Here is a 20,133-nt window from a genome sequence, read left to right on the forward strand (position 1 = left end):
GCGTTGGATACGCCCATGGGGGCGTTGGATTCGGACCCGGACGCCGACGCCAGATAGCTGCGTTCCCATTGTCACGAGCCGGTGCCTCTGTGGTCCGCAATCGGTCCGCAAGGGCACCGGCCGCAGCTTGAGGTCACCAATGCCACCAATGGTCAAACCCACCGGCCAGCCGATGACACCCTCTCTCGCCATCGACACCCAATCCAGGCAAACGCCGAGAAGCGCCAGCTCAAAAACCGTTGTGGCCCATGATCAGCCAGGCTTACACGACCAAACGCTCATCGGCAATGCAGGATGTTCTGCCGTGGCCGCGAGGCATGCGCTCCGCGGTTCGTGTCTGGCTTCGGTGAGTTGTCCATCCAGGGCCATCGTGAGGGATGAGTACTTCCTCCGACCTGGACGTCTCGTTCGCTGGTGATGATCTCGTCCTGCGGCTGGCGTCCCTCGCCTATCTGGCACGGTTCTCCATCGTCTCGCGCGTCCATACGAGATCGGATCTGCGCCTGTACTTTTCGTGGTGCACCGAGCGAGAACTGACGCCCCTGACGGTGACACGGACCGAGGTCGAGCACTATTCGCTGTGGATGCGAGAGACGCGCCACTTCAAGCCCGCCACCATCGCCCGCCGCCTGGCTGTAGTAGCGGGGTTCTACCGCACCTGCGTGATCGACGGCCTGCTCGAGCACTCGCCCACCGAGTATGTTCGCCGGCCGCGTGTGTCGAACGAGTCTCCGACACTGGGACTTTCACACCTACAGTTCGAAGCCCTGCTCGTCGCATCCCGAGACTCGGACAACCCACCGGATTTCGCACTGGTCGCCATGCTCGGACTCCTCGGCCTGCGCATCAGCGAGGCATGCCGGTGCGATATCACCGATCTCGGCGAGGAACACGGCCACCGCGTCCTGCACGTGATCGGCAAAGGTTCGAAGATCGCGCTGATTCCGTTGCCGCCCGCCGTCGGGCGCGCGATCGACCGCGCCGTCGACGGCCGAATACAGGGGCCGATATTGCTGAACCTGCGAGGAAGGCGGATGGACCGCCACTGCGCCACCCGCCGCTTGAGGCGGCTGGCGGACGTCTCGGTGGTCCGGCTGCCGCGTATGCATCCCCACATGCTGCGCCACACCTTCGTCACCACCATGCTCGACGCCGGAGTCGACCTGCGCGACGTACAGATCGCCGCNAGCGTTCATGGCCTCAGCCACATGACATCTCAACATCCTGCATTGCCGATGCCCGCATGTCGGGTCCACATCGATCGCGGACGACCAGATTCCAGTACTATCCCGTTGGGGTGCAACGTTATTCCGCGCCTGATGCACGGATAGGAGTCGACACATTGCTGCAGGCGGGGGCGGATTTTGCCGGGTTTACAATCGAGCGCCTTCTGGGCACTGGGGGGATGGGCTCGGTATACCTCGCTCGTCACCCCCGACTGGAACGTCGTGTGGCACTGAAGGTTCTCGGCGACGTTTTCGCGGCCGATCCGATGATCCGTGTTCGGTTCGAGCGTGAAGCGGCACTGGTTGCGATGCTCGACCACCCGAACATCGCCATGGTTTACGACCGTAGCAGTCCGGACGATTCAAAGTTATGGCTGTCGATGCGCTTTGTTGCCGGGGGTGATGCCGCGGCGCTGCTCAAGCGAACACCTAGTGGACTTCCCGCACCTCAAGTAGCAACCCTGATAGCCGACGCCGCGCATGCCCTAGATTTCGCACATGCGAATGGGGTGCTGCATCGCGACGTGAAACCCTCCAACATTCTCGTAGAGTCAGATCCACGCCACGGTGAACGCGCCATCCTCACCGACTTTGGAATCGCCCGTAGCCTGGCCGAGACGGCCACGATCTCAGGAGTAGTCGCCACACTCGCGTACACGGCACCTGAAAGATTTCAGAACTATTCGGCGGATAATCGTTCTGATATCTATTCGCTCGGCTGCACCTTGTTCGAACTGCTGACAGGTCGACAACCATTCCAGCGTGACGACCAAGCCGCTGTCATCGCCGCGCACCTTCACGAGTCGCCTCCTTCGGTTCGGCAGATGCGGCCCGACTTGGCGGCCGGACTAGATTCCGTGATCGCCACCGCCATGGCAAAGAACCCGGCTGACCGTTATGCCAACTGCAGGAAACTGGCCGAAGCTGTCCAACAGGCACTCGACCCATCTGTCACGATCGCGGTGTCGACTGGCCAGCCGAACCTCTCGCAGATACCGGAATCTTCGCGCTCGCTTTCCAGGCGCGTCGACTTTACCGGGAATTCGCCGACGTTCACCTCTGTGAAGCCACCGCATACCTGGAGGTTATCGAGCCTGAAAGGTCGGCGACTCTATGTCGCGGCCGCGGTTGCTATGACGCTGACCGTTGCGCTCGGCTTGACGGTCGCACTATGGCCGACAACATCAAGGCCCAACCAGCAAGCTTTGCCGTCGCCTACACCCGGTGTCCCGCCGACGTCGATCACGGTCCCGTCAGATATCGATGCGCTATCACCGTCTGGCGTGCGCACACTGATTGCTGCCTTCGAGCAGATATCCGGCTCCCACGAGTTTGAAACCCTTGAGCTAAACTCTGAACATTCTGCAGCAATATTGACAATGCCGAAAAACCGCGATGACTTTTGCGATTACTTCATTTTGAAAGATGGTGTGATTTCAAAGTTGGCGAACGCATCAGGTCAGAAGTGCTCGGAATATACAATGATCCCGATGGGCTCCGTGGATGGAAACATTTTTCCCAGCCTCCTCCGGACAGGTCGGCAAATATTACCTTCTGCACACAACCCAATCCAAACGGTCAAAATTTCATACGATGCTGTGGTTAGTAAGTGTCCGATCAACGTACGCACGTCCGAATGGCTTGGCCCAAATTCAGTTGGCACCTCGATCGTTGCTACGGACCTCGGCGGCAGAATTGTCACGACCATCACCGCGGATGGTCCATCAACCGGGTTGACGGATACGTGCCCGGCCCCCAGCAAATAGTGAGCCGACGGCATGCCAAAGAGGCGCAACAATGCCTGCGCCTGGCAGCCAGGCAACGCGCCATGGCTGTGTACCACACTCACCGGATCGGCCGGATGGCGCAAGTTCGGCCTGCATCGAACGCGCGATAATGCCGCGGACAGCGCTGACCGAACCGGCCACTGCGGACAGAGCAAAGATCAACGGCACGACCCGATCTGAGGCCGACGGAACGTTCGTATCTGCCGACTACGCGACGAAGCGGTGGCATGCCCTTTGCTCCAATACGCTTCGGCCGTGCCAAAGATCAGATTCACGAACCCACACGCGGATAGGCCATTCCTGCTTTGTGTTGAGCCTTTCGCGGAGGAGTACTGGATGCGCCCAGGGGATGCGTTCACCATCGAGTTCGGTGAAACCGATCGCGCAGAGCACGTGATCGGTGACGCAGACTTCGATGTGTCCTGGTACGACTTCGGAATCTTCGTGTGGACGGCATCGTGGACCGACGTTGCAGTCCTCGATCAATCAGGTACCAAGCTCGAACACGGCCACCAGCAGCCCACCGAGGATTGACCTTCTACAACGCACTGGTCGGCACGCGCGCTCATGCCGCGTGGCGCGCGGTTCGAATCGGCCACGAGTACCGAGGGCGGGCTCGGCATCGGCACTGGCCCCCTCATCGCTCGGACCGGCTATCTCGGTGGCAAGGTGCGTTCGTAGGCGATCTCCGGGACGGTTGCTCCGTTGATATCTTCGTGGCGGCGAAGGTCCGGTCGAGGATGCCAGCCCTGTCGCAGGTAGAACGAGCGAGCATGGTTGTTTCCTTCGAGAACCCATAGGCGTGCACGGTCATAACCGAAGTCACGGATCGACTCGATCGCTGTGAGAAGTAGGCGTCGGCCGACACCTGCTCCCTGCGCCTCGGGATGCACATGAATTGCGAACAACTCGCCAAGGCCATCCGGTGTCGTGCAGACGTGTGCGAACCCGACCACTTTCCGGCTGATGTCATTGCGTACGGCAACCATGGTGCGGTGTGGTTGTGGAGTGCCGGCCAGACGATTCCGCCACTCCTCCGCCAGCGCAGCTGCGGTCATATCGTTCAGCACGGCGCGAGGAAGCAGATCGGCGTACGCCGAACGTCGTGTCGCCAGATGCACGGCTGCCAGTCCGGTGAGGTCATCTGAGTCGGCCGCCAACAACCGCACTTCCCAAGACCCGGCAAAGATTTCCGCGCTCATGTCGACCGATCCTCGCACTGCTCTTCGGACCTTGCCAGGAAGGACGAACGCACTGTCTTGCCGCGAGGCGCGCTGACCGAACTGGCCAGCGCCACTCGGTGGAAGATCAAGTTGCCGAGCGCACTTCCTTGCTGACTATGCTGCTCTATAGGCTCTCTGAGCTGGGGTGCTAGCTGACAGCAACCCCCGTAGGATGCGAACCTACGACACGCGACCTGCGGTTTCTTGGCTACACACAGTGGCTCGCGAATCGGAACCATTGCCTGACCTGGGCGGATGACGGTCCCACGAGCGCCCTCGGCGGGGCACGATATAGATGGGAACAGTACCGACCAGCATCTTCTTGCTGGCCGACTGGTCATCGAAGCCGACTTCGACCTGAGCAGTCGGCGCTAGTGGCCGCGGTATTGATCTCCGGGCGGAAGTGTCCCGCACTCAGGTTCCGGGCGGCTGTTGTTGTCGAGATGCCTGCCATTTCACGGAATGATGGTACCGAGCAGGCGTTTGAACTCGTTCATCACATCGTCGAGCGGCTGTGTGGAGCGATCGGTACGGCACAGGACGACCGCGCCCTCGGTGGCGGCCAAGCCGAAATTCACCAGGGGTGCGGCGCGTTTTTCGGAGACACCGGCGGCGACGAGGGCTGCGAGCATCGAAGCCCGCCAGCGCTCGACGATGGCGGCGACCTTGGGGCCGAGTTCGCGGTCGTCGTCGCTGCCGCCGACGGCCACCGCCACCACGGGGCATCCCGCGGTGAAGTCGCTGGCCTCCAGGAGGGCCTTCCAGAACTCGCCGAAGCGGTCGATGCCGGCGATCGGGCCGTCGCGCAACGCCTGCTCGATGATGGCGGCGATGGTGTCGCCCGCCAGGTCGAGAGATTCGGCGAGGATCTGTCGGCGTCCTCGCGGAAAGTGGTGGTAGACAGAGCCTCTCGGGGCCCCGGTGCGCGAGAGGATCGCGTCGATCGTCACACCGGCGGCCCCTCGTCGCTGTAGCAGTTCGACGCCGCCGAGCAGCATCTTCGCTCGGGTCGCGTTACGCGCGGCCATCTCTTCCACCTTCGATGTGAGCAATAAGTATGCAGAAAAGCATAGTTTGCTTGGGTGCTGGATGGGGTGATCCATATTCGCCAATATGGGACCGACCGGCCGTACGTGCATGTTTGGGGCGATTTCTGCCGGAAGTAGTGATGTGAGACACGCCAAATGCGCATTGAAGGACCTCTTCTCCAGGGCTTTACTATGCGAGAAACCATAAATTCTCGGACCCGCTCAGTGCGGCTCTCGAAGGGGTAGGGCAATGGCATCTGACGTACAGCGTGGAGGCTGGGACGCGATCGTGATCGGCGCGGGGCTGGGCGGGCTGTCGACCGCCGCATATCTGGCCGCCGCCGGGCAGCGAGTGCTGCTGCTGGAGCGGTACTCGGTACTTGGCGGCAGCTCGCACGTGTTCCGGCGAAAGCGCAAGTGGGAGTTCGACGTCGGCGTGCACTACATCGGCGACTGCGGTCCCGGGGGCAATGTGCCGACCTTGCTGCGCGGGTTGGGCGTCGCCGACCGCGTCGAATGGCTGCCGCTGGACCGCGACGGCTTCGACACCATCATCGCGCCTGATCTCGAGTTCCGGGTGCCGGTCGGCTGGGACAACTACCTCGAAAGCCTGCTCGCCACCTTCCCCGGAGAGGAGCGCGGGCTGCGTCGCTACGCGGGCGTCATGCGGCGGATCGGTGAACCTATCGATCGCAGCAGCACTCCCGCCTCCACCGCCGCGATGGCTCGCGCCGCGGTCTCGTGGGGCACGGCCGCGCCGTGGGCGATGGCCCCGCACATCGCGCTGATGCTGGCCTGCGGTTTGAAGCCGCGCACCATGCTGGCGCTATCGCTGCAAGACGGTGCCGCGGCGACGACCCCGCAGGCCGCGCCGGTGGCGCTGGCCGCGGGCTTCCTGCAGAACTACGTCGGCAAGGGCGCGTGGTTCCCCCGCGGCGGCGGGCAGATGCTGGCCGCGGCCTTCGCGGCGGTGATCCGCGGCCACGGCGGGGAAATCTGGACCCGGCAGGCAGTGGAGCGAATTGTCGTGGAGGGCGGCAAGGTTCGGGGCGTGCGGCTCCCCGGCGGCGAGACGCTGACCGCGCCTGCCGTGGTGTCGGCGATCGACATCAAGAAGACCTACCGCGACCTGGTCGGCTACGAGAACCTGCCGCGCTGGGCGGTGTTCCGCACCGAGCAGTTCAAGATGGCGGCCCCACTCATCAACGGCTACTTCGGAATCGAAGTCGATCTCGCCGACACTACGAACACGAACTTCTACACCATCCCCGCCGACACCTGGTCGAGTGTGTCCTCGCTGCGGTCATTGCACCGCTGGAGCTCGCAGGTGCTCACTGGTGCGAGCGGACGCGAACCACGGGACTGGGCACAGGATTTCGCGCGGCGGCAGGTCGCCTACATCCAGTCCTCCACCCGCCGCGATCCCGACAACCGCTTCAGTGCCCCGGCCGGGCACGCCGCGATCGAGGCCCAGACCCTGGCCCCCTCGGATCCCGCGCTCTGGGGTGTGACCGCGGCCGACATCGGCTCGGGTCGATACCGGTCCAACGCCGCCTATCGGGATATCAAGGAGATCATCACCGCGGGCCTGCTCGACCGGGTGGAGCAGGCGTTCCCCGGGGCGTCGGCGAAGGTGCGGTGGAGCGAATTGGCCACGCCCGCAACGCAAGAGCGCTACACCAATACCACCGGCGGCAACTCCTACGGCCTCGAGCCGCGCATCAGCCAATTCGGTCCGCTGCGCCCCCGCTCGCGCACTCCCATCCCGGGCCTGTTCCTGGCTGGAACCAGTACCGCCTGGGGGCCCGCCACCGAGGGCTCCATGCTCAGCGGCGTGCATGCGGCGAGCGCCATCCTGGGCCGTGACCTGATGACCGAAGTCCGGGGCGGCGCCGTTCTCGCCGACCCCGCACGCCTCGAAACGTGGGGACCGGACTTCGATCCACTCGCCGCCTGCCGTGGCCTGGGACGAGAGCTGGATGCGAGCAGCGAAGACGATGAGGACGCCGCCCCGGTGACTGTGTGATGACGCCGTGGCGGGGATCCGTCAGCTGGGGAAGACCGACGCTGTGTCGGACGACGTCGACGCTGCTCGCTCCGGTCGAAGCGAGCACCTTGTCGATGAATGTCGCGATCTCGTGCGCGGACTCGTCGATGTCGACGGTGCCGCCGATGGGAAAAGCCTCGTCGACCTTGCCGTAGGTGAGTGCGTACGTGCAGTAGCCCTGTGCCGCCAGTGCTGTCGCCATCGGACCCACGTTGCCCAGGCCATTGCCGCCGCGACCGTGCAGTAGCACCACCTGTTCGGGATGGGCGTTGCTGGGGAGGATGTATGCGAAATGCCCGCTGCAACAACGCGCACAGCCAATTCAATTCATTGGGGATGGAATTGCGGTGGTGGAGCGAGCCGACAGTCGCGAATTATGCGGTCATGGTGTGGGCAGGGTCGCGATCGCGGTGACGAATTGCGCGTACTCGGCGCGAGGGACGCACAGTTCGCGATGCGGTACCCGATCGCTGGATTTCCAACGGCTGGCGGGTATGACGAATCCCGGAGTGCAGGAGAGAGCTCCGATCCGGTGTCGCTCCAGCCAGCGACGCATGTGCAGGGTATCGATACTCGGGAGGTACTCGACCGCCAGCGTCCATTCGAATCCTCCGGACGCATACCGGGCGAGGGGGACGGTGACGACGACGGCAGCTCGTTTGCCGAGGGGAATCTGGGTCATTGCTCTTCGCTGAAAACACGGTGCGCGGAATCGATCACGGAAACGGGTGCGGAGGTTGCCGCGCATCAATCCCCGCACCCGCCACATCGAAGTGCGAAGCCACGGACGGCGAGCACGATCGATTCGGCGAATTCGCGGCTGCCCCCTTGAATCATCGAACACGCCCAACCTGCACCCGAGCTCCACAGTCGACGAGCAATGCTGACACGATCCCGCAACTCCGGGCATCCGCCAAACAGGGAAACATTCGGGCAGCGAACTGGGAGCATGCACAAACAGCCAAGTCATTCGGTATGCCGCACTTCACATGGTGCTCGCCATCACGGCTTCCCGGCGTCGGCCGCCACTGGCCGACAAGGTAGGAGATCGTGTCGGTCGCGGTGCGGTGGCATTGTTCTGACCGGTGTTCGTGTTAGCGTCGCGCCGAGAAAATGAAGACTCGTGCTCCGATCCTGCTGGAGCTCTCGCAGCGGCCATTCGTGCCGGCTGTTCGGTAAACATCGATGTTCCCTCGAGCCGAGAGTGCACCCATGCCGACCGCATCCCGAGCTGCTGCCGCCCCGCCATCACTGCTTGCCGAGGGTGGGTCCGCGTCGTTGGTGGTTTCGCGGCGAACCTTCGTCGCTGTATCGGCCGTGGTGAGCGGTGCGGCCGTCGCCACCGGGCTGGCCGTGGGCCGGGCTGTCGGGGATACCGTGACGGCACCGCCGACCAGTACGGTGTCGATCACCGTCAACGGTGTCGCGCAGACGGTTACGGTCGACAATCGGACCTCGCTGCTCGATCTGCTACGCGAGCACCTCGACCTGACGGGGACGAAGAAAGGCTGTGACGCGGGCGCCTGCGGTGCGTGCACGGTCCTGGTCGATGATCGTCGAGTCAACGCGTGTCTCACGTTGGCCGCGCGTCTGGACGGGAAGTCGGTCACCACGATCGAGGGTGTGGCCACCGACGCCGAGTTACATCCGTTGCAGCAGGCGTTCATCGAGCATGACGCGTTCCAGTGCGGCTACTGCACATCGGGTCAGATCATGTCGGGAATCGGTTGTATCGCGGAGGCGCACACCAATTCTCGGGAGGAGATCCGAGAGTGGATGAGCGGCAACATCTGCCGGTGCGGCTGTTATCCGAGAATCGTCGACGCGGTCGACCAAGTCGCTTCGGCGCGCTGAGGCGGCGCGGATGCGATCATTCACGCTGACCACCGTCGCCGACGTGGCGGCCGCGCTGGAAGCGGGGCGTCGGGGAGGTCGCTTCATCGCCGGTGGAACCACCCTGGTGGATCTGATGCGTCACCACGTCGAACAACCCGAGGCTCTCGTCGACATCACCGCGTTGCCACTGCGCGGGATCGCGTTCACCGGCGAGGGAAGCCTGCGCATCGGTGCGCTCGCCACGATGGCCGACACCGCCGCGCATCCGGACGTGCGCGACCGATTTCCCGTGGTGGCGCAGGCTTTGGAGCGCAGCGCCTCCGCTCAGCTGCGCCACATGGCGACCATCGGCGGCAACATCCTGCAACGCACTCGGTGCGCGTACTTCCGTGACGTCTCGGCGTCGTGCAACAAACGTGTCCCCGGCACAGGCTGCTCGGCCGTGGACGGTATCAACCGGGGCCATGCCATCCTCGGCACGTCCGAGCACTGTATTGCGACCCATGCTTCCGATGTCTGCGTCGCGTTCGCGGCGTTGGAGGCGATCGTTCGCTTGCATGGGCCGGATGGTGAACGCGCCGTGCGTTTCTCGGACTTCCTGTTGCCACCCGGCGATACCCCGGAGCGTGAATACGACCTCCGGTCGGGTGAGCTCGTGACGGCCGTGGAGATCCCCGCCTATCCGCCGGATCTGCAGTCCGGATACCTCAAGGTGCGCGATCGCCAATCCTACGAGTTCGCATTGACCTCCGCGGCGGTGGCGCTGCACATACCCGACGGTGTGATCCGCACCGCGAAGATCGCCGTCGGCGGCGTCGGCACGGTGCCGTGGCGGCTGCCGGGGGTCGAGCAGGCGCTCATCGGTCGCCGGGCGGAACCGACTGTGTGGGCGGACGCGGCCTCGCGTGCCGCCGACGGCGCGCAGCTGTTGCCGCAGAACGGGTTCAAGGCGGATCTGCTCGTTCGGACGGTCGAGCGTCAGCTAAGGATCGTGGGAGGTGGGCTTTGAGTCCCCAGGCGCAGCGGTACGTCGGCAAACCGGTCAGCCGGGCCGATGGCGTGTTGAAGGTGACCGGGAAGGCCACCTACGCGGCCGAGCACGCCGTCGAGGGTGTCGTGCACGCGGTCGTAGTCGACAGCCCGGTCGGGCTGGGGCGCATCACGGGCATCGATACGACGCAGGCTCTCGCGCAGCCCGGTGTGCTGGCCGTGATCAGTCACCTCAACGCGCCGCGGCTGCCCTACATCTGGCCGGGGTCGGTGGTCAATCCGGAGGGGCAGCGGCTGCGGGTCTTCCAGGACGACGCCATTCTCTTTCACGGTCAGCCGGTCGCCGTGGTGGTCGCCGAGACACTCGAAACTGCCAGGCGCGCAGCTTATCTGGTGAAGGTCGAGTGCTCTTCGCAACAGCCGTCGACCGACCTGAGCGCTGCTCGCCCGGACCCGCCCGACGTCTACGATCGCGGCAACGCGGCGCAGGCGCTGCGGGATGCGCCGGTGCGGCTCGACGCCGAGTATCGGACCGCGCGCAACCATCACAACCCGATGGAACCCCACGCCACCATCGCGCGCTGGGATGGGAATGACCTGACGGTCTGGGACAAGACCCAGTTCGTGTCGGGTGTGCAACTCGAGCTCGCGTCGGTCTTCGCCATCCTGCCCACCTCGGTCCGGGTGATCTCGCCGTTTGTCGGCGGCGCGTTCGGCAGCGCCATCCGCACCTGGCCGCACGTCGTCATCGCCGCGCTGGCCGCCCGCGTCACGGGCAGGCCCACCAAGCTCGTGCTAACCCGCCGACAGCTCTACTACGGCACCGGATACCGGCCCGCGTCGCAGTACCGATTACGTCTCGGCGCACAGGCCGATGGCCGGGTGACCGCCGCGGTGCACGAGGTCAAGACGGAAACCGCGACGTATGAGAAGTTCGCGGAGGACATCCTCGTCTCCGGGCAGATGCTCTACGCGATACCCCATGTCCACCAGACGCATTCGACGGTGCCGCTGGATGTGAACGCCACCACCTGGATGCGTGCTCCCGGATTCACCTCGGCCGCCTTCGCCATCGAATCCGCGATGGACGAACTCGCCCACCAACTCGGCATCGACCCCATCGAACTGCGCTCCCGCAACGAGCCTTCGGCCGACCCGGCCACCGGCCGCCCGTTCTCCACGCGCCGACTGCTCGAATGCTTCGCGGTCGGGGCCCGCGAATTCGGCTGGGATCAACGCAATCCCGAACCCGGCACGACTCGCGACGGAGACTGGCTGATCGGTATGGGCATGGCCGCAGGCGTACACACGACCACCACCATGACCTCGCAGTGCAACGTCCGGCTCGACGCCGACGGCACCGCTCTCATCGAGGCGGCCACCAGTGAGATAGGCCCCGGCAGCTATACATCCATGGCCCAAGTCGCGGCCGACGCGCTCGGACTGCCCATCGACAAGGTGCGGTTCCAGCTGGGCGACTCGGACATGCCCGCGGCACCCCCGGTCGGCAACTCCCAAACCATGGCGAGCCTGGGATCCGCCGTGCAGAACGGCTGCGACGCAGTCCGAATCGAAGCCATCGCCCTGGCCGTCGCCGATCTCGGCTCGCCGCTGTTTCTGGCCAACCCCACGACGATCGTGGTGATCGACGGCCGACTCCAGGTGGAAGGGGCTCCCGAACGCGGTGAGTCGTATCGGGACCTGCTGGCCCGTCATGGACGTCTCGCATTGACCGCGCCCGGGGTCTTCGTTCCATCGTTGACGACCCCGTTCCCGACCTTCCCGGAGTCGTACAAGTTCGACATCCAGTTGCTGTCGAAGTCGGCCTACAGTGCGGTGTTCGCCGAGGTCGCCGTCGATTCCCGGCTCGGTCTGGTTCGGGTGCGCCGCATGCTGGGCGTCTACGACGCGGGCAGAATCGTCAACCCGAAACTCGCCGGCAGTCAGGCACTCGGCGGCATGACCGGCGGGATCGGCGCGGCACTGCTCGAACACACTGTCACCGACCCGCGTGACGGCCGCATTGTCAGCGCGAGCTTGGCCGACTACCTCGTTCCCGTCAACGCCGACATCCCCGATCTGCGCGCCGTCTTCCTCGACGGCGACGACAGGGCCGTGGATCCCGTCGGCGCGAAGGGACTCGGCGAAGTCGTCCTCGTCGGAGTCGCCCCCGCAATCGCCAACGCCGTGTTCAACGCCACCGGACGACGAATCCGCGAACTCCCCATCGCCGCCGAGCAGCTGCTCTGAACCGGACCCGAACACCTTGAACCTGGAGACCCGCACGTGCTGAATATCGCTGCCACACTGGCCGATTGGCATCGCCACGGCCTGCCGTTCGCCCTGGCCACCGTGGTCGGCGTACGCGGGAGCGCCCCGCTCCCGCCAGGGACCTCGATGGCCGTCGGCTCCGATGGCCGCGTAGCGGGAAGCATTTCCGGAGGCTGCGTCGAGGCGACCGTGTACGAGTTGTGCCGACACGTACTCGACATCGACGGCACGCCGAAACGGACTCGGTTCGGGTACTCCGACACCGATGCCTTCGCCGTCGGATTGACCTGCGGCGGCGAGATCGACGTGCTGGTGGATCGAATCGACCCGGCTGCCACGCCGCAGCTGGCGGCGGCCCTCGACGATGTCGCGCACGATCGATCCGTCGCCATCGCCCAGATCGTGGACGGACCGGCCGAACTGCTCGGGCGCATGATCCACGTGCCTGCACACACGGCACCTAGCGGGTCGCTGGGCGACGCCGAGGTCGACAGCGCCGCAATCGAGGCGGCAGGCATCCGACTAGAAGCCGGGGCGGGCGGATACCTCGACATCGATGCCTGCGCTCTGGCTACGCGGCTGACATTGTTCATCCACGTCCGAACTCCCCGACCGCGAATGGTGATCTTCGGCGCGGTCGACTTCGCCGCCGCGCTCAGCGAAATCGGCGACTTCCTCGGCTACCGCGTCACCGTCTGCGACGCACGAGCCACATTCGCTACGCCCGAACGGTTTCCACACGCCGAGATCGTCGTCGACTGGCCACACCGCTACCTCGCCGCCACCGGCATCGACATCGACACCAGAACCGTCCTCTGTGTCCTGACCCACGACCCGAAATTCGATATCCCGCTGCTTCAGCTCGCGCTCGGTCTGGGCGTCGACTATGTCGGCGCGATGGGATCGCGGCGCACCCACCAGCAACGACTGGACCAACTGCGCGAGATCGGCGTGCCCGCGGAGCGACTGGCCCACCTGCATTCCCCGATCGGATTGGACCTCGGCGCCCGCACTCCTGCCGAAACCGCTATCGGCATCGCCGCGGAAATCATCGCGAACACCAATCAACGGACAGGACAAAACCTTTCCCGCGCAACCGGTCCGATCCACGACGCCGCACAGGACATGCACCAGACCACCAGGGTCGCGCGACCGTTCGCTGATCGCACGGTGTGAAACGGTCACACCGCACGGCAAAGATCAATACGTCGTGATCATCTCGAAGAGCATCTGCTGACTATGCCGCACTATAGGTGCTCTGAGCTGGGGTGCTAGCTGACAGCAACCCCCGTAGGGCGCGAACCTGCGACACGCGACCTGGGGTTTTGTGTTAGCGCCGATTCCCTTGCAATTTAGGGAACAAACCTGACCTGCGGAAATGCTTCTTCCCAGCTGTGCCCTCGGCAGGATTCGAACCTGCGACACCCGCTTTAGGAGAGCGGTGCTCTATCCCCTGAGCTACGAGGGCTGGTCGGGGTGACCGGCCTGGTCGTCGGGGAGTCTACCTGGCGGAGGGGCCGGGGGCCGCATCCGTGGGGGTGGGCCGGTCAGTGCGGGTGGTTGGCGGTGTAGCGGGCTCGCTCGGCGGGGGTGGCGTGCAGGATGCCGGGGGCGTCGAGGGTCGCGGGGAGGTGGTGTTGAGCCAGGCGGTGGGCGCGATTGGGGGCCATGTAGGCGGCGCAGTAGAACAGGCCGAGGATCAGGGCCAGGGCTGTCATCGCCAGGCGGAGCCATACGGGGCCGGGGAAGGCGAACAGGAAGGCCGCGTAGAGAGGCAAGAAGGGGACCATGCCGCGGGCGAGATGTCTTGCGTAGGCGTGCTTTCCGGTGAGGTCGCGCAGCACCCAGGCGCGCAGGTCGTCGGGCATGGGGCGGCCGACGGTGTAGCCGAGCCATTCCAGGAAGGTGGGGCGAGAGCGTTGGCGGATCATGTATTCAGCCTGCGCCCACCGCGATCTCGCAGGTAGCAGGCAATTTTCTAGGCGTCCATAGATTCGACCTATGCCTTCGCCGCCTGCCCCTCGTCGTAGTCCGATGCCTCGAAAATTTTTGTCTTCCAACGGAACAGCACCGTCGCGCCCGGCCAGTTGTTGGTGATCCGGCCCGACGCATTGCGGTACCAGCTCGAGCAGAAGTTCCACGGGGTGTCCTGCAACCGCCGCTGCAGCCAGTCGTCCCAGCCCTGCTCGGCCTCCGGCCGCGCGGACAGGAACCGGCCGGGCCGCGCACCCAGGTATTCGATCACCTGCCGGATATAGCGGGCCTGCGACTCCAGCATGTAGATGATCGAGCCCGAGCCCACATTGGTGTTCGGCCCGTACATCATGAACAGGTTCGGGAAGCCCGGCACCGACATGCCGAGGAAGGCCCGCGCGCCCTGCGGCGACCATTCGTCGGCGAGCTTGCGGCCGTGCAGGCCATAGATATTCATCGGCGCGAGGAATTCGGTGCCCTTGAACCCGGTCCCGTAGACGATCACATCGACCGCGTGCTCCACCCCGTCGGCGGTGCGAATCCCGTTGGGGGTCACCGCCTCGATGGCCGCGGTCTCGACACTGACATTGTCCTGGGCCAGCGCCGGAAAGTACTCGTTGGAGAACAGCCCGCGCTTGCAGCCCGCCGCGTAGTCGGGAGTCAGCTTGGCGCGCAAGGATTCATCCGGCACCTGCTTGGCGCGGTGCCGGTCGGCGATGGCGATCACCGGCGTCTTGATGGCCGGAACATCGGTGAGCGCCAACGCCATTACCTCGAAGAAACTCCAGATGGCGAACCGCTCGGCCAGCCGAGTGCCGGGCACGTGCTTGAACAGCGCGTGATGCAGCGGCGTGTACTCGGTGTCGAACTTGGGCAGCACCCAGGCGGCCGAGCGCTGGAACAGGGTCAGGTGCTCGACCTGCGGCTGGATGGCCGGAATGTATTGGATGGCACTGGCTCCCGTGCCGATGCAGGCCACCCGCTTACCGGTGAGATCCACCGAGTGATCCCATTCGGCCGAGTGGAACGCCGCGCCGGTGAAGGTGTCGATGCCGGGCAGGTTGGGCAGGGCCGGGCGGGAGAGCTGGCCGACCGCGGGGATGAGGACGTCGGCGAGGTGGGTGACGCCGTCGGCGGTGCGCACGCGCCAGCTGCCGCCCGCCTCATCGAATTCCGCGTCGACGACCTCGGCGCCGAACTCGATCTTCGCGGGCAGGTCGTACTTCTCGGCGACCGTGCGCATGTAGGCGTGGATGTCGGCCTGATGCGAGAACCGGCGCGGCCAATCGGATTTCGGCTCGAACGACCACGAGTACAGCGGCGACGGCACATCGCAGGCAGCCCCCGGATAGGTGTTCTCCCGCCACACGCCGCCGAGATCCGCGGCCTTCTCCAGGATGGTGAAGTTGGTCAGACCATGCCGCTGCAATTCCAGGGCCAGGCCCAGTCCGGCGAACCCGGCACCGATGATCAGGATGGACGGCTCTCGCTGCATAACCGCTACGTTAGAGGCTGTTCTCGCTGGTCAGGCAGACATCGCCGGTCAGCCAATCGGTATTTTCGGCCACCGCTTGTGAGCAAGCGCACGCTCACCTTGCTCACACCTCACTGTCCGAGCCAGTGAGTAGGGTCTGACCTGCGACGCCGTCCTCGACTGGACAACCCGGTGTCACACTCAATATATTCACGGAAGTTCTTGCTCCAATTTGCTTGTCCTGGTTAGTGATTGGCTATTCTGCGCAGCCGCAGGGGGTTGCGACAGCACGTCGATGCCGATCAGGACCGCGGAGCCGGCAGGTCGTCGTGTTGGGCGGCGGCGGGTCGGCACGAGCTGCGGGTGGCGGAGGTGGGGTCCGCCGCCCGCAGCTCGAGTAATTCCGCAAGTCGCAGGGCCCCGACCGACCGTGTCCGAATTCAGCTAGGCTCGCCGCTAGTGACTCAGTTCACTCTCCAGTAGGTACATGCAAGGAGCGGTTGGGAAATGTTGAGCACCATGCAGGACGAGCAGCTGTCACTCGCGACGCTGCTGCGCTACGCCTCCACCTTCCAGGGCGACAGCCATGTCTCCACCTGGACCGGCGACGGCGTGCGCACCCAGACCTATCGCGAGATCGGCCAGGATGCGGCCCGCCTCGCCAATGCCCTGCGTGACCTGGGCATCGGCGTCGGCGATCGGGTCGGCACGTTCATGTGGAACAACAACGAGCACATGGTCGCCTACATCGCGGTGCCCGCGATGGGCGCGGTGCTGCACGCACTCAATATCCGGTTGTTCCCCGAGCAGCTGGTGTACGTGGCCAACCACGCCGAGGACCAGGTGGTCATCGTGGACGGCTCGCTGGTACCGATGTTCAACCAGTACCTGCCGAATCTGAAGACGGTGCGCCACGTCATCGTCGCCAACGGGGATGTCGCGACCGTGACCGCGCCCGAGGGCGTCACCGTGCACGCGTACGCGGAACTGCTTGCCGCGCAATCGGACAGCTATGACTTCCCGGTCATCGACGAGCGGTCGGCGGCGGGCATGTGCTACACCTCCGGCACCACCGGCGACCCCAAGGGCGTTGTCTACTCGCACCGTTCCAATTGGCTGCACGCCATGCAGGTGATCTCCCCCAACGGCATGGGCTTCACTGCCGCGGACACCGTGCTGGCCATCGTGCCGCTGTTCCACGCCAATGCCTGGGGCATCCCGTACGCGGCGCTCATGTCGGGCGCGAATGTGCTGATGCCCGACCGCTTCCTGCAGCCCGCCCCGCTGCTGCAGATGATGGAGCAGGAGAAGCCGACCTTCGCCGCCGCCGTGCCCACCATCTGGGGCGGCGTGCTGGCCGCGTTGCAGGCGCAGCCGCAGGACATCTCGTACCTGCGTACGTGTGTGGTCGGTGGTGCCGCGGTGCCGCCGTCGATGATGCGGGCCTTCGAAGAGCTTCACCATGTGAAGCTGCTGCACGCGTGGGGCATGACCGAGACCTCGCCGCTGGGTTCGGTCGGCCACCCGCCGGCCGGGGCCGAGGGCGAGGAGGCGTGGGCCTACCGCTACACGCAGGGCCGTTTCCCCGCCGGTGTGCAGGCCCGACTGGTCGGCGACGACGGCAGCGTGCTGCCCAACGACGGAGAAGCGCTGGGCGAGCTGGAGGTTCGCGGACCCTGGATCACCGGGTCGTACTACTCCCCCACCGGTGCCGAGGTCGATCCCGACAAGTTCGACAACGGCTGGCTGCGCACCGGCGATGTCGGCAAGATCAGCCCGAACGGCTATCTGACCCTGGTGGACCGGTCCAAGGACGTGATCAAGTCCGGCGGCGAATGGATTTCGTCGGTGGACCTGGAGAACGCCGTGGTCGGGCATCCGGCCGTCGCGGAGGCCGCGGTCATCGGCATCCCGGACGCGAAGTGGGACGAGCGGCCGCTGGTCGCGGTCGTGCTGGTGGAAGGCTCCGAGGCGAAACCCGAAGAGCTGCGCGACTTCCTGGCCCCCAAGTTCGCCAAGTGGCAGCTGCCGGAGCACTGGACCTTCATCGCGGAAGTGCCCAAGACCAGCGTCGGCAAGTTCGACAAGAAGCGGCTGCGCGCCCAGCACGCGGACGGCAGCCTGACCGTCATCACGCTGGGCTGAGCCCGGCTGTCCGCAACACCACGGCGGCCCTTACTGTGAGGGCTGCCGTGGTGTTCGGGAAGCCGGTGTAATTCCGGCACGGCCCTCGCCACTGTGATCGGTTAGTCGGTGCGTCGTCCTGTCCTCGCGGGCAGGGGTCACGGGATCTCGGTCCCGGAAGGCCAGGCGCGCCGGTGTTCGACCCGTCAGCCAGGAGACCGGCCACGGCACCGTTGAACCGTTCCACGAGGTGCTGGAAGGCTGCTCTGTGTCTGTACCCAACCCTGTTCCCGCGCTGCGCTGGGAACGCCGCGACTGGCTCCGCACCGGCGGACTGCTCGCAACCATCGCCGTCATGCACGTGGTGGCATTCGGGATTCTGTTCGCGTTGGTGCTGCCCGCGCACTACACCGTCGGCACCCAGGTGTTCGGGGTCGGGCTGGGCGTCACCGCGTACACCCTCGGCATGCGGCACGCCTTCGATGCCGACCACATCGCGGCCATCGACAACACCACCCGCAAGCTGATGGCCGACGGGAAACGTCCGGTGTCCGTGGGCTTCTGGTTCGCGCTCGGGCACTCGACCGTGGTGGTGCTGCTGGCGGTGGGCATCGCGGCCGGGGCGCGGTTCGCGACCACGCTGGCCGATGACGACTCCGCGACCCGCAAGGATCTCGGCCTGGTTGCCACGCTCAGCTCGGGCAGCTTCCTGTATCTGATCGCGGCGCTGAACCTGGTGGCGCTGGCCGGGATCTGGCGGGTGTTCAAGGCCATGCGCTCCGGTCAGTTCGATGAGCACGAGCTCGAAAAGCACCTGGACAGCCGGGGTTTCATCAATCGGATCCTGGGGCGGCTGACCCGTTCCATCACCCGGCCGGGGCAGATGTATCCGATCGGGCTGCTGTTCGGGATCGGCTTCGACACCGCCACCGAGGTCACGCTGATGGTGATGGCCGGGTCCGGGGCGGCCGCGGGACTGCCCTGGTACGCGATCATCTGCCTGCCGCTGCTGTTCGCCTCCGGCATGAGCCTGTTCGACACGCTCGACGGGACTTTCATGAATTTCGCCTACCACTGGGCGTTCTCGAATCCGGTGCGCAAGGTGTACTACAACCTGACCATCACCGGGCTCTCGATCGCGGTGGCGTTCCTCATCGGCACCATCGAACTGGTCGGCGTGCTGCACAGCAAGCTGGATCTCACCGACCCGGTCACCGCGTGGATCGCCGGGATCGACCTCAACAATGTGGGATTCGTGATCGTCGGCCTGTTCGTCGCGGTGTGGGCGATCGCGCTGCTCTACTGGCGGCTGGCGAAGGTCGAGACCCGCTGGTCCTTGACCGCCGAAAGGCCGTAGAGCACCGGGATGATCGGGGCCGGCGGCGGCAGCCGCCACCAGCCGTCGGCGGTCTGCACCATGCCGGGCCAGCGCGGCCAGGGCAGTGTCTCGGATTCGGTGAGGCCGGTGATGGACAGTCCGGCCGACAGCAGGGCGTTGATGACCTCGCCGAGGCCGTGCCGCCATTCGTAGGCGGTGGTGTCGGTGGTGAGGTCCGGGCCGTCGGTGTAGGTGTGGGTGCTGTCGCGACGTTGTGGGCCGCGGCCGGACAGGTAATCGTCGTGCAGCAGTAGCTGATCCGGGTCCACGCCGGGCGGCGGGGTGGGGCCCAGGGCGTGCAGCAGAGGGTGGAATTCGACCAGGTAGAGCAGGCCGCCGGGGCGCAGCAGGTCGGCGATCACCTGCGCCCAGCGGGTCAGCTCCGGCAGGTAGCAGAGCGCGCCCTTGCCGGTGTAGACGATGTCGAACTGCTTGCTGGGCAAGGCTGTTCGAGCGTCGTAGACGTCGGCACAGACGTATTCGACTGTGTCCCCGGCCAATTCGCGGGCGTGCTTGATCGACTCCGCCGAGAAGTCCAGGCCGACCGCGCGGGCCCCGCGCCGCGCGAACTCCACCGTCTCCGTGCCCAGATGGCATTGCAGGTGCAGGATGTCGCGGTCGCGGACCTCGCCGAGGGTCTCCCACTCGAAGGGCGCGAACCAGTAGCCGGAATCCCGGTCCCGATAGAACCGGCTGGCGGCGTGAATTCCCGCGCGGGCGTCCCAGTTTCGCCTGTTCACCGACAAAGGATCGATGGTCACGCCGCCCATCGTAG

Annotated in this window: 16 protein-coding genes, 1 tRNA gene, 1 pseudogene and 1 riboswitch; of the genes and pseudogenes, 10 read left to right on the forward strand and 8 right to left on the reverse strand. The window is 65.4% G+C overall.

All coding sequences use genetic code 11. The features are described from left to right. The first annotated feature begins 584 nt into the window (after nucleotides 1–584). The 3 genes from ACYVN4_RS38985 (at nucleotide 585) to ACYVN4_RS38995 (ending at nucleotide 3,547) form a co-directional block, all read left to right on the forward strand. The gene (locus ACYVN4_RS38985; protein WP_460728373.1) at nucleotides 585–1,331 is read left to right on the forward strand and encodes a tyrosine-type recombinase/integrase; all 747 of its coding nucleotides are present in this window, start codon (nucleotides 585–587) and stop codon (nucleotides 1,329–1,331) included. Between the two features lie 11 nt (nucleotides 1,332–1,342). After that, complete coding sequence (locus ACYVN4_RS38990; RefSeq protein ID WP_460728225.1) at nucleotides 1,343–2,992, forward strand: serine/threonine-protein kinase; 1,650 nt, start codon at nucleotides 1,343–1,345, stop codon at nucleotides 2,990–2,992. Between the two features lie 357 nt (nucleotides 2,993–3,349). Continuing rightward, a complete protein-coding gene (locus ACYVN4_RS38995) occupies nucleotides 3,350–3,547 on the forward strand; it encodes a hypothetical protein (protein ID WP_460728227.1) in 198 nt (65 codons plus the stop codon). A 119-nt stretch (nucleotides 3,548–3,666) separates the two neighbouring features. Here the strand turns inward: ACYVN4_RS38995 and ACYVN4_RS39000 are convergent, their stop codons facing one another. Both ACYVN4_RS39000 and ACYVN4_RS39005 read right to left on the reverse strand, forming a co-directional pair. Then, nucleotides 3,667–4,215 carry a GNAT family N-acetyltransferase gene (locus tag ACYVN4_RS39000; protein ID WP_460728229.1) on the reverse strand — a complete coding sequence of 183 codons (549 nt, stop codon included), beginning with the start codon at nucleotides 4,213–4,215 and terminating at the stop codon, nucleotides 3,667–3,669. 476 nt (nucleotides 4,216–4,691) lie between these two features. Beyond that, nucleotides 4,692–5,339, reverse strand: a complete 648-nt coding sequence (locus ACYVN4_RS39005; protein WP_460728231.1) for a TetR/AcrR family transcriptional regulator — start codon at nucleotides 5,337–5,339, stop codon at nucleotides 4,692–4,694. Between the two features lie 175 nt (nucleotides 5,340–5,514). Between ACYVN4_RS39005 and ACYVN4_RS39010 the strand changes: the two genes are divergently transcribed. Beyond that, nucleotides 5,515–7,290: a phytoene desaturase family protein gene (locus tag ACYVN4_RS39010; RefSeq protein ID WP_460728233.1), complete on the forward strand. Its 1,776-nt coding sequence runs from the start codon at nucleotides 5,515–5,517 to the stop codon at nucleotides 7,288–7,290. A 40-nt stretch (nucleotides 7,291–7,330) separates the two neighbouring features. Here the strand turns inward: ACYVN4_RS39010 and ACYVN4_RS39015 are convergent. Continuing rightward, nucleotides 7,331–7,564 (reverse strand): annotated as a pseudogene (locus ACYVN4_RS39015) (esterase/lipase family protein); the annotation flags it as partial. 129 nt (nucleotides 7,565–7,693) lie between these two features. Beyond that, nucleotides 7,694–7,993: a hypothetical protein gene (locus ACYVN4_RS39020; RefSeq protein ID WP_460728235.1), complete on the reverse strand. Its 300-nt coding sequence runs from the start codon at nucleotides 7,991–7,993 to the stop codon at nucleotides 7,694–7,696. 530 nt (nucleotides 7,994–8,523) lie between these two features. Between ACYVN4_RS39020 and ACYVN4_RS39025 the strand changes: the two genes are divergently transcribed. The 4 genes from ACYVN4_RS39025 to ACYVN4_RS39040 are packed head-to-tail and all read left to right on the forward strand — an operon-like array spanning nucleotide 8,524 to nucleotide 13,584. After that, nucleotides 8,524–9,165 (forward strand): (2Fe-2S)-binding protein, encoded by a 642-nt coding sequence (locus ACYVN4_RS39025; RefSeq protein WP_460728237.1) that lies wholly within the window; start codon nucleotides 8,524–8,526, stop codon nucleotides 9,163–9,165. A 10-nt stretch (nucleotides 9,166–9,175) separates the two neighbouring features. Beyond that, on the forward strand, nucleotides 9,176–10,156 hold the full coding sequence (locus tag ACYVN4_RS39030; RefSeq protein WP_460728239.1) for an FAD binding domain-containing protein: 981 nt from the start codon (nucleotides 9,176–9,178) through the stop codon (nucleotides 10,154–10,156). Beyond that, a complete protein-coding gene (locus tag ACYVN4_RS39035; RefSeq protein WP_460728241.1) occupies nucleotides 10,153–12,387 on the forward strand; it encodes a xanthine dehydrogenase family protein molybdopterin-binding subunit in 2,235 nt (744 codons plus the stop codon). The genes ACYVN4_RS39030 and ACYVN4_RS39035 overlap by 4 nt, the downstream gene beginning before the upstream one ends. Nucleotides 12,388–12,423: 36 nt before the next feature. Continuing rightward, on the forward strand, nucleotides 12,424–13,584 hold the full coding sequence (locus tag ACYVN4_RS39040) for an XdhC family protein (RefSeq protein ID WP_460728243.1): 1,161 nt from the start codon (nucleotides 12,424–12,426) through the stop codon (nucleotides 13,582–13,584). A 219-nt stretch (nucleotides 13,585–13,803) separates the two neighbouring features. Here the strand turns inward: ACYVN4_RS39040 and ACYVN4_RS39045 are convergent. The 3 genes from ACYVN4_RS39045 to ACYVN4_RS39055 form a co-directional block, all read right to left on the reverse strand. Further along, nucleotides 13,804–13,876: transfer RNA gene (locus ACYVN4_RS39045), tRNA-Arg, on the reverse strand. Between the two features lie 79 nt (nucleotides 13,877–13,955). Continuing rightward, entirely contained in the window at nucleotides 13,956–14,339 is a 384-nt protein-coding gene (locus ACYVN4_RS39050) for a DUF5313 family protein (protein ID WP_460728245.1), read from the reverse strand. 68 nt (nucleotides 14,340–14,407) lie between these two features. Further along, on the reverse strand, nucleotides 14,408–15,877 hold the full coding sequence (locus ACYVN4_RS39055) for a flavin-containing monooxygenase (protein WP_460728247.1): 1,470 nt from the start codon (nucleotides 15,875–15,877) through the stop codon (nucleotides 14,408–14,410). Nucleotides 15,878–16,363: 486 nt separating this feature from the next. Between ACYVN4_RS39055 and ACYVN4_RS39060 the strand changes: the two genes are divergently transcribed. Both ACYVN4_RS39060 and nicT read left to right on the forward strand, forming a co-directional pair. Next, nucleotides 16,364–18,001 (forward strand): long-chain fatty acid--CoA ligase, encoded by a 1,638-nt coding sequence (locus ACYVN4_RS39060; protein ID WP_460728249.1) that lies wholly within the window; start codon nucleotides 16,364–16,366, stop codon nucleotides 17,999–18,001. Nucleotides 18,002–18,032: 31 nt separating this feature from the next. After that, a riboswitch (cobalamin riboswitch) is annotated at nucleotides 18,033–18,221 on the forward strand. A gap of 27 nt (nucleotides 18,222–18,248) precedes the next feature. Next, nucleotides 18,249–19,337: a Nickel transporter NicT gene (nicT, locus tag ACYVN4_RS39065; protein WP_460728251.1), complete on the forward strand. Its 1,089-nt coding sequence runs from the start codon at nucleotides 18,249–18,251 to the stop codon at nucleotides 19,335–19,337. Here nicT and ACYVN4_RS39070 read toward each other — a convergent pair. Further along, nucleotides 19,280–20,128: a class I SAM-dependent methyltransferase gene (locus ACYVN4_RS39070; RefSeq protein WP_460728253.1), complete on the reverse strand. Its 849-nt coding sequence runs from the start codon at nucleotides 20,126–20,128 to the stop codon at nucleotides 19,280–19,282. The genes nicT and ACYVN4_RS39070 overlap by 58 nt on opposite strands. Between the last annotated feature and the right edge of the window lie 5 nt (nucleotides 20,129–20,133).

Source organism: Nocardia heshunensis, assembly GCF_054782115.1.